Genomic DNA, 13,799 nt, shown 5'->3' with positions numbered 1-13,799 from the left:
ATCAGGTCTGAGCTAATACAAATTATCGCATATTGAGATAAAGGGGCTGACATAGCCCCCTCAAGGATATCACTTTAGCCAGTCGGCGCAATGCCCTGCATTCATACTGAACAGCTATTCAAAATGCAGTATTATTTTTTATTGTCCTGACTTTTTCTTTATAACGCTGCTCTATAACACCCATGGAATAAAGTCTTCCGACAAGTTTACTTGTTATATTAGCATTAATTGCATATGGTTCATCTTTGATAATCCGCCATTGTTCCAGCTCTCTTGAAAGCAGCAGGTGTTGTTCATTCCTAATTTTCAGGACATTGGAGTGTACAATAACTCCGGTCACCAATTTAGGAAGGTTTGCCCCATAAAGTTTAGTTTTTGTTGGATGAACCTGATGACCATGTTTAGCAACAATTTTTCTCATACAGGACATAAATAGTCGATTAACTTTCTCACCTGAAAAAGTAATATCATCAACATAGACTGTCATAGTCACATTTAATGACCGGCTTAAATTTTCTAGCTCTGTAAACATTCTAATGTTGGACCAAAATGCCAACGGCATACTAATCCTACTCCCTGTAGGTATATGTCCATGGCAAGTACAGATATGCGATAGAATATCAGCTATATCAGATGAAGTTTTCATCACAGAATAAAAGAAAGAAAAAACCATATTCCTTGTTGTCGATGGAAAAAATGATTTAATATCTGTAGTGAGCAAATTCAACTCATTTATATGCGCACTAGCATTACTAATATTGGAACATGTTTTTTTTCCAGAATGCAGATACGATGGAGTCTGAATGCGGCATATAAGACTAGCGATCCTCGTGTGCACCACATCCAGTTTGTGAACTGGCTTTTGTATTTTTCGCACTTTTCCTTTTTTTGATAATTGCTCAAATACAGAGTAGTTTTCATCATCGCTTGTTAACTTGCGGAAATCACAAAGGTTTATATTTAAAAGTTGCGCCAGTCTTTTTTTGTTTTTCAGTTTATATAGCGGGGAATCAATTAATTTGTATGATTTATCTCGCGTTGAGATTTTAAGTTCGGGTTTAGATTTCATTTTTTTTAGCAATCCATTCGACTACATTTAAAATTTTACCCGCACAATTCAGTCTAAACCGCTCTGAAAATTTATTACTTTTATACAAAGACTCGGAGAAAAAAAGTAATGATTTAACTGGGATGTCAAAATGCTCTGAGTACTTATTGAGCACATCTAACGAAGGAGCTACGGAACCATTTTCCAATAGTAAGATAGTTTCTTTTGGAAGAGAGGTCGCCTGAGAAAGTTCCAAAACAGTTTGCTGATGGTATTGTCTAATCAATTTCAAGGCTTTATTTAACATACTTGTACCTACTTGTTTTGAAACCAGGGAGGACACATTACTCGTCTCCCCCTTCAAAATAGTTAATCACTGTACATATGATGTTAGCTACGCGAATTGCGAGTTTCACACCTTTCCATCCAGTAACCAACCACTTCTTCAAGGTTGATTTGCTCTGTGCCTGCTGTTCTTTAGTTAAGCTGTCTTTTTTCATGTCGACTTTTTCCTTATGTCCGATGGCGCGTGAACATTTTGCTCACTTAAACACCAAAGGCTCGCCCTCATAAGGATGAGATTGAACAGCACTAGCTCCCCGCTCCACGAACCCTCTGTCGCCCAGAGGGTTCGAATACCCATCATGCTATGCTGCCAGTACTGCCCGGAGGCGTCAGGAGCCATGCGTGGGGGTAAAAAGGTAGAAAGCAGTTAAGCTTTCCGCGAGTTTTGCAACTCAGTTGATGACGATTTATCTCAAGTCTTAACTAATGCTTTCATGCTACAGCATTTATCTGAAAATGCAGAATTTTTTTTATAGCTTTTATAACTAAATCATGGATTCGAATATAACGAAAAGAACTATCAGTCACCTATATTTTCATTAAAATGCTGGATTTTTCGGCAGATAACCTGCTTGAGAACAGAATCAAAAATCATACAAAGATAATTTCGTCAAATCTTCTAGGAAGCACAGAAGCACCACATCCCATGATTTTTTTACTACCTTTGAAACTGCATGGTAACGTTGCTGGTAACTAACACGGAAGTATCCTGAGGAATGTGACAAACCGCCTATTATGCCACAATTCCGAATTAAAATCGCCCGCCTTCGTAACGGGCTAAACTGTCACCTAAGTGAAAAAAATGTGATTTCGTACACATCTGAATTCCCTGTTGCCGGGAATGCACATATAATGCGCTTCCATCATACATCCGATTTTCCAACCACAGCCTGAGTGGCACTGATATCTCGAACAACATGAACATGAAATTAACAACACTTTTCGCTGCGGCGCTTGCAGTCGTTGGCTTCTGTAAAACCGCATCCGCAGTGACATATCCGTTACCGACGGATGGTAGTCGTGTCATTGGTCAGAATCAGGTGATCACCATCCCTGAAAACAACAAGCAGCCGCTGGAATACTTTGCGGCGCAGTATCAGATGGGTCTTTCCAACATGCTGGAAGCTAACCCGGGCGTGGATACGTATCTGCCAAAAGGCGGCACCGTACTGACCATTCCACAGCAGCTGATTCTGCCGGATACCGTGCATGAAGGTATCGTGATCAACAGCGCGGAAATGCGTCTGTACTACTACCCGAAAGGCACTAACACGGTCATCGTGCTGCCAATCGGTATCGGCCAGTTGGGCAAAGACACGCCGATTAACTGGACCACCAAAGTAGAACGTAAGAAAGCGGGCCCGACCTGGACGCCGACAGCGAAAATGCACGCGGAATATCGCGCCGCGGGTAACCCACTGCCAGCAGTGGTTCCGGCTGGCCCGGATAACCCGATGGGTCTCTACGCGCTGTACATCGGTCGCCTGTATGCGATTCACGGCACTAACGCCAACTTTGGTATCGGTCTGCGCGTAAGCCACGGTTGTGTGCGTCTGCGTAACGAAGACATCAAGTTCCTGTTCGAAAGCGTACCGGTCGGTACTCGCGTCCAGTTTATTGATGAGCCGGTGAAAGCCACCACAGAACCCGATGGTAGCCGCTTCATTGAAGTTCACAATCCGCTGTCAACGACTGAAGCCCAGTTTGAAGGCGGTGAAACCGTTCCGGTTACGCTGAACTCTGCGGTGCAGAAAGTGACCTCTCAGTCTGACGTAGACCAGGACGTGCTGAGTCAGGCGATTCAGAATCGTGCCGGTGTGCCGATTCGTCTGAACTGATTCGGTTCAGATGTGAAAATGGCGAAGCTGATGCTTCGCCATTTTTTTTGGGTATTGGTGCGTTTTTTCCCCTCACCCCGGCCCTCTCCCACAGGGAGAGGGAGAAAACGAGCACAATCGGTTCCCTCTTCCTGTGGGAGAGGGTTAGGGTGAGGGCACCAACGCGCACTCCCCTCACCCATTATTCACCATCACAAACCCGCCATGATCGTAACGATAATGACAGTGTGCGTACTCCAGTGGCGTACCGTCTTCCAGATAAATAACCTGCTCCAGTTCCAGCACCGGGTCAGTCTCGTCGCAGTTGAGATACTCTCTGTCGCAGGCATTCGGTTTACAGGCGCGCACCACACGATATGAGCCCATCATCTTTAAGCCCAGCGTTTCGCGCACGTAGCGAAATACCGAACTTTCCAGATGTGATTTATTGAGCCCCGGCACCAACGCGACCGGCATTACTGTCATATCCAGCGAAATCGGTTCACCGTTGACTAAACGCAGGCGGATAAAGTCATACACCGGCGCATCGGCACTGATCAGCAGAGAGGTTTGTTCTTTTTCATCCGGGAAGCGCACCTCAAATGCAATCACCTGGCTTGTTACTTCACCAAGATGTCGCCAGGTTTCCGTTGCGCCGAAATAGTCGCTGCCCGCGACATCCCACTGCGAAAGCTGGCGGAAGTTTTTACGCACAAACGTCCCCTGCCCCTGACGCGCATAGATAATGCCTTCAACAATCAGCTGGCGCATCGCCTGCTGAATGGTCATGCGGCTGGTGTTGAATTCAGCCGCCAGCGCCAGCTGATCGGGCAGCGGTTCTGTCGCCGGGTAGCGCTGGCTCAGAATACGCTGCTTAATTTCCTGTGCGATGGAGAGGTACTTCGCCGCCATCTTCCGCTCCTTAATGGGTGTTACATCTCTTCGCCGTTGCTGTGAATCGCCCGCTTCAACCACGCGTAGCTTTTCTTCGGCACGCGGCGCAAATCTTTCAAATCATGGTTTTCCCGGTTCACATACACCACGCCATAACGCTTACGCATGTCGCCCTGGGAGCTGAGAATATCAATTAACCCCCAGCCCAGATAGCCTATCACCTGTGCGCCATCCTCAAAAATGGCCTCTTTCATAGCGTTGATATGGTCGCGATGGTAGGCGATGCGATAATCATCGGCGACGGGCGTTTCGCCATCCCAGGATTCAATCACACCAATGCCGTTCTCTATCGGGAAGACCGGCAGACGCCAGTCGTTATAGTATCGCGTTATGATGCTGCGGAACCCAAGCGGATCGATTTGCCAGTTCCATTCGGTGGCTTTCAGGTGCGGGTTGGGGGTATCGCCAAAGCGCATATAGTTATTGACGGCAGTGCCTTCCTGAATGGGATCGCTGCTCAACGTGCGGCTGGCATAGTAGCTAAAGGCCATATAATCATTTTTTAGCGTCGCCAATGCGGCGAGGTCTTCTTCGCGATAAATATCACGCAAACCTTCTCTCTCGACAAATGCCATCACTTCCGGGCTGTAGCCCTGCCCCGCAAACGCGCGTAACAGATTCTGATTGAAGAATTCGTCGAGTTGACGGGCGCAGAACACATCGCGCGGTTTACAGGTTGCCGGGTACACCTGGGCGTGCGCCAGCATGCCGCCCATCAGCTTGCCGGGTTTGGTTTCATGCAGATAGTGTGTGAGATGTGCGTGCGCCATCATCACGTGGTGCTGAATCTGATAAAGCTCGCGTAACGTTTTCTCACCCTGCATATAACCGGAAATCAAAAATGCTTCCGGCATATGGTAAAGGTTCTGTTCATTGAAGGTGAGCCACCAGGTCACCTGGTCGCCAAAGCAATCGATCATCTTCTTGCCATAGCGGATGAACGCGTCCATTACCCGGCGATCGGTGAAACCGTTGTATTTTTCCGCCAGCGCCAGCGGCATGTCGAAATGATAGAGGCAAATCATCGGCGCGATGCCGCGCGCGACAAGCCCATCGATAAAGCGTTGATAAAACGCGATCCCTTCGTCATTAAACTCACCGTCGCCGTCCGGGCAAACGCGGCTCCAGGCAATCTGGAAGCGGTAACAGTTCATGCCCAGATCCTGCATTAAATCAAAATCTTCGTCGAAGCGATGGTAGCTATCGGTGGCGACCTTCCAGTCAGAGGCATGCTCTTTCGGCTCGCGAATGTCATACACCGACATCCCCTTTCCGCCCTCGTTCCATGCGCCTTCGGTTTGCATGCTGGAAACAGAGTTTCCCCAAAGAAAATCAGCTGGCAGTGTGTTCATCATGACGCCCTCAAATATGACTAGTCAAATAATATATATGGCTAGTCATATTAGAAAGCGCTGTGTGACGCAACGAAAAGGCTCACGTTTTGTGAGCCTGTCTGAAAGATTAAAGGAGACCGAGGAGATGCAGCAGACCGTAACCGGCCAGCGCCGCCCACAGCAGCATGGGGAGAGAATAGAGATGGAAGCGCCACCAGATACGGCGATCGTTCGCCATACGTAGCGCAATCAGGTTGGCAAGCGAGCCGGGCAACAGGCCAAAACCGCCGACGTTCACCGCCCATGCGAGCAGAATGGAGGGCGGGACATAATTAAGCAGCAAAATCGTTGAAGGCACGTTGCTGATCACCTGCGAAAGACCAATCGCCGTAAGCCATAAAGAAACATTCGACAGTTGCCCGACGCCATGCAGTGAATGCTGCAATGCTGGCAGTTGCGTCAGCAGATGCACATCAATGAACATCGCCATAAAGACCAGCAGCAGGGACCAGTCGACACTGTAAACCACGCGCCGCTCCAGCAGCAGGAAGCCCACGGCCACGCACACCAGCCCCCACAGTTCGAGCTTCATCTCCAGTGCCGCGAGGAAAACCAGATAGAAGGCCAGGCAGCACCATACCAGCTTTGGCCGCCATGAAGGTGTGGTATCGCTGCTTTGAAATTGCAGTTTTTTCGCTGGAAAACAGCACCAGCAGAGAACGAGCAGCGTCGCCATCATCGCCAGCGCCAGCGGTAACATTTGCAATGTAAAAGCCGGGAAGCTCAGGCCGGAGCGGCCCCACAGCAAAATATTCTGCGGGTTGCCGATGGGCGTGAGCAGTGAACCGGAGTTTACTGCCAGCGCCTCGAAAATAATCAAGCGGTTAACCGGAATGGCGCACCATTTTTTGAGCGTCAGCGTGAGCGGCACAATAATAAACAGCGCCACATCATTGGTCAGAAAGGTCGATAGCAACGCCGCCGCCAGCACCATAAAGATAGCCAGCTGTCGCTCGGTAACGAAACGCCGCGCCATCTTACGCCCGAGCACATCAAAATAACCGCTCTGCTCAACGCCTTTAGTGAGCAGCATTAAACCGCTCAGGGTAATGATGGTATGCCAGTCAATCGCGGCCGGCCAACGCGCCGGGGCAAACGGAACCAGAAACGTGAGGATTATGCCAATGAGCAGCAACAGATGCAGAAAACGATCGCGCGCCAGCGACCGAATAAAAGGAGGTGTCATTCAACGTACTGCCCATGTTTTTGGGTAAACTGACGGAACATGTCCAGCGTCTCTTCGCTGACATGATGTTCAATGCCTTCGGCATCACGACGGGCGGTATCCTGGCTAACGCCCAGCGCCAGTAAAAAGCTCTCGACAACCTGATGACGCTCGCGGCTCTCCTGAGCCAGCTTCTCGCCTTCAGGCGTTAAGAAAACGCCACGCCATGGGATCTGCTCGATCAGCCCCACGCCCGCCAGACGTTTTAACATTTTCGCGACAGTCGGCTGCGACACGCCCAGCCGCGCGGCCATATCCACCTGACGCGCCTCGCCCACTTCACGGATCAAATCAGAAATCAGCTCGACATAGTCATCAATCAGCTCGCGGCGATGCGCTTCACGCACCTGACGGAACCCTTCAACGTGTTCTTCCACATTCACCAGCTGCGTCACTTTTTTTGTTGTTGGCTTACCTGCGCGGCGGTTCATAGCACTTCCTCATCGGTGTGACGCGTCAAAGCATCTTATAAATTGCCCCCATTGTAATGGATCGTGCTCTGAGTACAAAAATTTAACGTTTAGCCATAGCTATAAAATATAGTCTGTTAAGTACAATAATAACCTTTAAATACAACATATTAAAAACAACAACCATCATTAATGTCGCAATAATGACTCAGCCATATTCACCAGTTTATGGTTTGCACTGTGTGTGCGCTGAGGTAACATGCGCACATAATCACCAAATGGATGCTGTGATGCATGAAAAACATAATAGTTATCACCGATAAAAAACAAGTTGAGGAATGGAGTGTTGATGAATTGCTAACGCATATCTCCATGATGAAATCGGTAAATTCATGGGAATTTAAACGAGACATGCCACCGACTTTAGAACGCATGTATGACGCGCCAATCCAAAGAATAACCATTGACGGCAAAGACTACTTAATCGCAGTTTTTCCCGGAGCAGCAGACGAGCAGGAAGTCATCGAAATTGTTCGCAGTCATTATTATTAATTTCAGTTTCGAAAAAGTACCTGAAACACTGACAACCCGCACCAGCTCCGGCAGCGCGGGTTTTTTATTGTCAGCAGCAATTCCCGCAAACGATCCACGCAAACCCACGCAAAATTTATTTTCTCCTTATTTTTCTGTTGGTTATGTTTTTCATTAGATCCTTCACAGATCCACTGAACTGAAAAACAGTGAAATTCTTTTCAATCTTTTCAGTTCCCGTTCTCCGGCAAACCGCCAGCAGTGGTGCGGCCTGGCGCTGCCGTTTGTAGAAAAATAAAACTGAAAAATTTTTATGATCCAAAACCCGCAGGCGGGTGCGGTGTAGTGCCGATTTCGTCGGCGAAAGATTTATTTAGTCATGCTCTGGCGCTGCCAGCGCTACGCAGTCAGCACGATCTATTTATCATGTTGCGGTGTAATGGATTAGCGACGAATCACCGCAGCGTGGCGCTGGCGGCGTCTGGTGAGGGGTATAACGAGGGCAATAAAAAACCCGCATGGCGCGGGCTTTGGGTTACTTGCTGATAACGGGTGAATACTTCCCGCTTAGTGTTGTGGCCGTCGCGCCTGTCGCCGTAATGGCTGACGCATTGACCGGGGCTCCCGTGTTACTGTGCGTGTGGGCTGCGGTCTGCGTTGCCAGCTCTTTTAGCACATCCAGCGTATCTAACATCAGCTGTGCCACGTTGATAGCGCCGGAACCAATCCACACAGAGGGGGCAATAATTTCCTGTTTCACGGCAGCCACGCTTTTGCGAATCTTCCCGATTTGCTCTATCAGGTCAGCACCTGCGATTACTTTTTTGCTTCCTGTAATCTCGGTTTCATCGTTCCCGCCAATGCTGGCCAGACGGCTACCCTGTACGGCCTGACTGTAATCACCGGTACACACCCGCTGTATTGCTCCGGCCATTAGCGTGGCCGTTCCCAGCACTGTTATTTTATCAGTGGCTTTAACCGTGGTTTCGCGGCTTACCAGCTCGCGGGTTTCCTTATCCGCTTTGACGCTTCGCGCCATTGACGTTTCATCGATCGTCTGGTCAGTCTTGCGTACCCAGTCACCCGCCACCGTGACACGCTGTGACACTTCCTCCCGCTGCTGTTGCAGCTGCTCACCTGGCTGCACATCCGGCAAACTTGTACCCTCTGGCACGGTCTGGCGAATAAACGGCTTATCCGGTCTGCCATCCGTAAAGCCAATCTCCACCTGCGTGCCCACGTGCGGAAACTGGAACATCCCGGAGTCATTGCCAGCCATCGGCACTGGCAGCGGAACAGCGGAGTAAATCGGAGTATTGGTGTCTGGCTTTCCGTCAGCGTCCAGCAGCTGCACATCAACGGAATAACGAGGGCGGAACGGATCAGCAAAATTACCACTTTTCACCGCTTCGCTGTGCGCCATCACCCGGCCAAATTTTGGCAGATGCAACCCTGACGCCAGCTCCGGGTAATGGCTTTCAATCTGGCGCTGTGCGGGTGTTTTTTGCAGTGCTGCACCCGTTTTGCGGTTGCGTGGCGTCCACGTTACCGCCATCGTGTCATTCTGAAGATGTACCTTTGTGACGCGCTCGCCGTTCATTTCCACACCGGGGCGCAGACTCTGAACCAGCGGCAGCGTTATGGAATTTCCTCCCGCTGCGCCCTGGCTAAATTCCGCAGGGATATCTACCGGACGATCGGCAAATAGCGCTTTTTCAGCACCGCCAGCATACAACGTACCATCCGGCAGCTGATACCAGACGTAATCTGTTATCCCAAAGGCTTTACCGAGATTATCCAGCAACTGGTATCCCGTTCCGCTGTGCGTAAAGTGTGGGATCGGTTTATCGGTGTATTCAGCATCCGGCACGGTTACCGTAATACCGCTGTTTTCTTCCAGCCAGCTGGCCACGCTGCGCAACGTCGGGTGCTGAAAAGAACATGGCCACATGCGTTCAAACACGCCGACCAGCTCACGCACAAACAGACGCTGAAACCCATTTTCAGCGGGCTGCGAGCGTTCAACATATCCGGTAAACCAGCGCAGGATCAGATCGGTATACCCCACATCCAGCCGCACCAGCTTCCCGGTATAGTCCGTTGTTGTCTCCGCCGTAATGAACCCACGGCCACAGCTGTTTAACTCCAGCACCATGCTGGCATCAGCGATGTGAATCTCATCCGTTGAAAGGTAAAGACGTTTAATCGGCTTCATTCTTACCCCAGCGCCTCGTTAACTGGCTTAAGCACTTTCTTCTCAAACCAGGTGAGCATTTCCTCAGTCTCGCCAGCAGTCTGCTGCCCGGCAGAACCGGATGAGCCGCCTTGCTTTGTCGCCGCCTTTTTCCCGGCCGCCCTGGATTCTTTTTTCTCCTGAACAGAAATATGCTCAGTCAGCGTAAAAGTTACCAGCCATGACATACGGCCATCCTGCTGCGGGGCGTCCAGCGTTCCGGTAAATGTCGCCTCACGGAAATTTACCGCCCTGGCCACATCGTGCGCCACCCGGTATTTTTGTCGCTTACCCGCTGAATCTGTCGCCGTGGCCAGCTCAAAAATACGCTTCAGTAGTTCAGGGGTTTTAAACGGCACTTCACCGGATACGCGCAGCTCTTTGCCCTTCATGCCCTGCTCTGATTTTGTTGTCGCACTTGTCTGGCCGGACTGGTCTTTATCCTGAAATTGCTGTGTCAGCGTGACACGCATATTTTTAAGTAAAATGGCCTCACCATTAAGCGCCAGTGTCGGTATCGAGTTCATGAATCATTCCCTTAATTCCCTGTAAATTATCGCCAACCAGCATTACCCCTGCGGTATACACCGCAGACTGCAACGGGATATTTTTAACCAGTTCCAGCAGCGTGGCCGTCAAATCGCCGTCAGAAGTAAACACCCAGGCTTTTGCACTTTTTCCCTGTAAATTCCCCAGCGAATCTTCAACCTCTTTCAGCAGCAAATCCCGCAGCCCGGAAAATTCAGCCAGGTGCTTTTTTAGCCCCATCATATCCACAGCAGCCGCAGCGGCTTTTTTAGCATCGCTGATCTCCGCAGCGGCCAGCGCCGAACGGCTGGTAACCACCGATAACGGGATAGCGGCTGGCAAAGCATCCCCAAAACCGGACGGGATCTGCATTTTCTCCGCAGCCAGCTGCGCCGCAGACTGCGCCAGGCGCTTTACCTGCGTAAACGCCGGGGCAGGAAAAACATCAACCAGCTGACTGAGGTTTGACATAAACGCTTCCTGCGTCTGCGCCGTCACCATCATAATCATCACATCAGCCGAACCGCCCACGCTCGCCAGCTTATCAGCCATGTATTTAACGGCGTTTACCGGGCTTAAATAATCCCCGTTTTCCGTTTGTTGCCCCAGTCCGTAAACCCACGGATGAACAGGAACAACTGAGCAATCCAGCGCGGCGATGGAGTCAGTAAAAGCCAGCTTTGCTTCACGCCACATCTTCCGGTTCCTCCGGCCAGTCAATATCCGGGGCGTTCTCCGTTTTGATGCGTCTGACTAACACCCGGTACTTTTTCCACGCGACCAGCGCAACTTCTTCCGCTTCAGTAGCGATACCCAAATCCACAGCATCTTCAAGCGTGGAAATAACCTGCGTGGCCGCAGATAAAATGCGGGTTTTAGTTGCTTCAGCTTTTGCGATCAGCTCATCTTGTGATAACTCAGGCTGTTTCATGTCTGCCCATTCAGGCAAACCATTTTCACCCGCAACCATGATTTTTCCGTATGGTGCTGTCATACGTCCAAATTCCGTATAAATATCATCAGATATTTCCAGTGCATCATCTGGCCATGTTCCGGCATCTTCAAAACCATTACGCAGAACATCAGGGAAGAATGCATTTCTCAAAGCACTGTAGAAATAAATCTCTATTTCTTCATTTTCCATATTAATATCCTTTCGCTTCCCAGTAGACACCCTGTGCGCTGACAGAGCTACTTGAACCATCGCAAACACCATACCCAAATTGAGACGTTGAGTTTATTTTTCCATGAGTTGTTAATGTATGCGCACCCGTAATCGCACCGGGGTAAATCGGAAACACTTGTAAAGATGTAAACGCAGCAGGAAATGCAATCGGTGTATTAACAGTATAATACTGGTCATCACCGCCACCAGAAGCTGTTCCCCACTGAGTAATAACACCCGTGCTTGTATCTTTATGCCATCCATTTGCCGCTTTGCTTGCCGTATTTTTTAGCTGGTAGCGTGCATCAGACTCTGCTTTCACATAAGCGCTGGTTTTAGGCATATATCCCGCATCAGACTGTGCCTTTGTATAATATCTGCCATCTGATTCTGCTTTGGTATATGCCTGCCCTGCTGGGGTGTAATCCCCCTTTGGCTGAAAGGTTGTCGTTGACCAGGATTTAGTTGCGAGCTCCACGACAGCATTAGATGAGGTGTGACGCATATAAGGCAATGTGACATCACCACTTCTAAAGCCAGCGACGTTACATACATCTTGTGCAATATAATCCCCTTTGACCTGATACCTTGCATCAAAGTTAGCGTAATTTGTTGGTACAAACTCCCCGGTAAAAGAAAATGTACCCGTTTTCCAGTGACCCACTTTGACGTTATTCGCCCACAGGTCAACCTGACCATCAACAGAACTACGTAGCCCGGAATCACTATCGCCTATATTCAAAATGCCGTTGCCGATACTACCAAGCCGAACAGCACCATTTACCGTTAAAGGCCCACCCAGTGTTCCGCCACCAATCGGTAATGCCCCCACATCGGAAGCAGATGGTTTGTTTTTTTCGCCATATAACAATCCCCCACTCCAGTATTTTTCCGGATTAACCATATCACCATTTGCATTATTATAAATATGAACAGCCGTCTTACCATCACCTCCAAACTCTAATAACAACCCATATTTATTATCGCTCCCATGTTGCTGCCACTTAAAACTATGCCACCCATATGTAAGGGTGTTCGTTAAGGCTCCCCCTCCACCATAAAAACCAGATTTTGCAGACGCAAAGTATTTATAAATATCAGTCCCGTCAGCTATGGATAATTCAGCACCACCTAACCCCATCCAGCCCACCGTGGGGATACGGCCTGGCGTTGTATCGACTGGTGATGTAACTATGTCGGTCACTGCACCCTTTTTTAATTCAAGGCTATTCCGGGCTTTAGATGGATCAGTTAAATCAGACAGGTTCGCATCTTTACGTAAAAATACCTTATTACCCTGCTGATCGCCCAGGGTTCCTTTTGGGCGCAGGTCGGTAATATTCCCGGCAGTGTCAATGCTGGCAATTGCAAACACATAATGCTGAACACCGCTCTGCACGTAGTCAGCAAGATTAGCAACCACAGTAATTTTACTTTGCACCGTCCAGACGCTGGTCAACGAACCAGACCAGCACACATCCAACCAGACTTTAACGGGCTTCGCAGCGATAACGATATTCTGATTAGCAGCCAGCACAGAGCGCAGCCCCGCCACATAGCCAGCCCCTTTCGTGATGTAATACTGCGTACCGCTTTTTGCAACCAGGTAGCCATCATCAAAGAATGCACCCGCCCCGTAGATATCAAGATTCTCCAGGCGCTGGCGCTCATCCATCCCGGCCATACGGGCGGTAAAATCAATCTGCCATGTTTCTGCGGGGGTATTGATCTGAGTTTCAGCCTGTGCCCCGTTGTACTCCATCAGGAACGAGCGGGTTAAAACGTTGCCCTGCTGACCTTCCTTTGTTTTCAGCTTCTGCTGTTCCGGCGCGTGAACAATCATGGCCAGCGTGCCGCTGGCTTTGTTAATCAGGCCAACCCAGTTAAACGTAAAATCACCAACATCTGCACCCAGTACCACCGAATGCACAACCGCATTATCATTCACCACGCCCTTACGGCTTACCGCCTGGCGGTGCACAATTTGCGCCGCTGGCGGCATGGCTTCTTCACGGTCAATCGGCGCTTCAATATCAAGCCCTGGTACATTCGCAAAAACAAACTCATCCAGCGTAACGGCCTCATCGGTTGCGGCCTGTTTCGCTTTCCACTGCTCAAACGCCAGCGTAATAACTGCCTGTGACATACT

Annotated in this window: 15 protein-coding genes; 3 read left to right on the top strand and 12 right to left on the bottom strand. The window is 49.5% G+C overall.

Features of this window, described 5'->3' with window-relative positions:
* Positions 1-118: 118 nt before the first annotated feature.
* Genes F0Q32_RS20520 through F0Q32_RS26215 form a run of 3 tightly spaced genes read right to left on the bottom strand, consistent with a single transcriptional unit; the run spans position 119 to position 1,548 of the window.
* Positions 119-1,069, bottom strand: a complete 951-nt coding sequence (locus F0Q32_RS20520) for a reverse transcriptase family protein (protein ID WP_149464552.1) — start codon at positions 1,067-1,069, stop codon at positions 119-121.
* Complete coding sequence (locus F0Q32_RS20515) at positions 1,059-1,355, bottom strand: helix-turn-helix transcriptional regulator (RefSeq protein ID WP_149464551.1); 297 nt, start codon at positions 1,353-1,355, stop codon at positions 1,059-1,061. The genes F0Q32_RS20520 and F0Q32_RS20515 overlap by 11 nt, the downstream gene beginning before the upstream one ends.
* A gap of 37 nt (positions 1,356-1,392) precedes the next feature.
* A complete protein-coding gene (locus F0Q32_RS26215) occupies positions 1,393-1,548 on the bottom strand; it encodes a hypothetical protein (protein ID WP_001461247.1) in 156 nt (51 codons plus the stop codon).
* Positions 1,549-2,310: 762 nt separating this feature from the next.
* Here F0Q32_RS26215 and ldtB point away from each other — a divergent pair.
* A complete protein-coding gene (gene ldtB, locus F0Q32_RS20510) occupies positions 2,311-3,231 on the top strand; it encodes a L,D-transpeptidase (protein ID WP_149464550.1) in 921 nt (306 codons plus the stop codon).
* Positions 3,232-3,405: 174 nt separating this feature from the next.
* On the opposite strand, the gene F0Q32_RS20505 is transcribed toward ldtB, so the two are convergent.
* From F0Q32_RS20505 to mntR, 4 genes are all read right to left on the bottom strand, one after another.
* A complete protein-coding gene (locus F0Q32_RS20505; protein ID WP_149464549.1) occupies positions 3,406-4,122 on the bottom strand; it encodes a GntR family transcriptional regulator in 717 nt (238 codons plus the stop codon).
* Between the two features lie 20 nt (positions 4,123-4,142).
* On the bottom strand, positions 4,143-5,519 hold the full coding sequence (locus tag F0Q32_RS20500; RefSeq protein ID WP_149464548.1) for a glycoside hydrolase family 1 protein: 1,377 nt from the start codon (positions 5,517-5,519) through the stop codon (positions 4,143-4,145).
* 106 nt (positions 5,520-5,625) lie between these two features.
* Entirely contained in the window at positions 5,626-6,744 is a 1,119-nt protein-coding gene (locus tag F0Q32_RS20495; protein ID WP_149464547.1) for an anion transporter, read from the bottom strand.
* On the bottom strand, positions 6,741-7,214 hold the full coding sequence (gene mntR / locus F0Q32_RS20490) for a manganese-binding transcriptional regulator MntR (RefSeq protein ID WP_015965199.1): 474 nt from the start codon (positions 7,212-7,214) through the stop codon (positions 6,741-6,743). The genes F0Q32_RS20495 and mntR overlap by 4 nt, the downstream gene beginning before the upstream one ends.
* Positions 7,215-7,487: 273 nt before the next feature.
* On the opposite strand from mntR, the gene F0Q32_RS20485 reads away from it, so the two are divergent.
* Together F0Q32_RS20485 and F0Q32_RS20475 are read left to right on the top strand one after the other, a co-directional pair.
* Positions 7,488-7,745 (top strand): hypothetical protein, encoded by a 258-nt coding sequence (locus F0Q32_RS20485; protein ID WP_149464546.1) that lies wholly within the window; start codon positions 7,488-7,490, stop codon positions 7,743-7,745.
* Positions 7,746-8,069: 324 nt separating this feature from the next.
* Positions 8,070-8,270 (top strand): hypothetical protein, encoded by a 201-nt coding sequence (locus F0Q32_RS20475; protein ID WP_149464545.1) that lies wholly within the window; start codon positions 8,070-8,072, stop codon positions 8,268-8,270.
* On the opposite strand, the gene F0Q32_RS20470 is transcribed toward F0Q32_RS20475, so the two are convergent.
* From F0Q32_RS20470 to F0Q32_RS26585, 5 genes are read right to left on the bottom strand one after another with little or no spacing between them, the layout of a single operon-like run.
* Positions 8,260-9,939 carry a phage baseplate assembly protein V gene (locus tag F0Q32_RS20470; RefSeq protein ID WP_149464544.1) on the bottom strand — a complete coding sequence of 560 codons (1,680 nt, stop codon included), beginning with the start codon at positions 9,937-9,939 and terminating at the stop codon, positions 8,260-8,262. The two genes, F0Q32_RS20475 and F0Q32_RS20470, sit on opposite strands and share 11 nt — an antisense overlap.
* Positions 9,940-9,941: 2 nt before the next feature.
* Positions 9,942-10,484 (bottom strand): hypothetical protein, encoded by a 543-nt coding sequence (locus F0Q32_RS20465; protein WP_149464543.1) that lies wholly within the window; start codon positions 10,482-10,484, stop codon positions 9,942-9,944.
* Positions 10,456-11,181, bottom strand: a complete 726-nt coding sequence (locus F0Q32_RS20460; protein WP_149464542.1) for a hypothetical protein — start codon at positions 11,179-11,181, stop codon at positions 10,456-10,458. The genes F0Q32_RS20465 and F0Q32_RS20460 overlap by 29 nt, the downstream gene beginning before the upstream one ends.
* Entirely contained in the window at positions 11,171-11,629 is a 459-nt protein-coding gene (locus F0Q32_RS20455) for a tail fiber assembly protein (protein ID WP_149464541.1), read from the bottom strand. Before F0Q32_RS20455 ends, F0Q32_RS20460 begins: the two co-directional genes overlap by 11 nt.
* Position 11,630: 1 nt before the next feature.
* On the bottom strand, positions 11,631-13,796 hold the full coding sequence (locus F0Q32_RS26585) for a phage tail protein (protein ID WP_255475678.1): 2,166 nt from the start codon (positions 13,794-13,796) through the stop codon (positions 11,631-11,633).
* Between the last annotated feature and the right edge of the window lie 3 nt (positions 13,797-13,799).

The organism is Pseudocitrobacter sp. 73, from assembly GCF_008369545.1.
Lineage (GTDB): Bacteria > Pseudomonadota > Gammaproteobacteria > Enterobacterales > Enterobacteriaceae > Pseudocitrobacter > Pseudocitrobacter vendiensis.
This window is presented reverse-complemented; position numbering and strand designations above follow the sequence as displayed.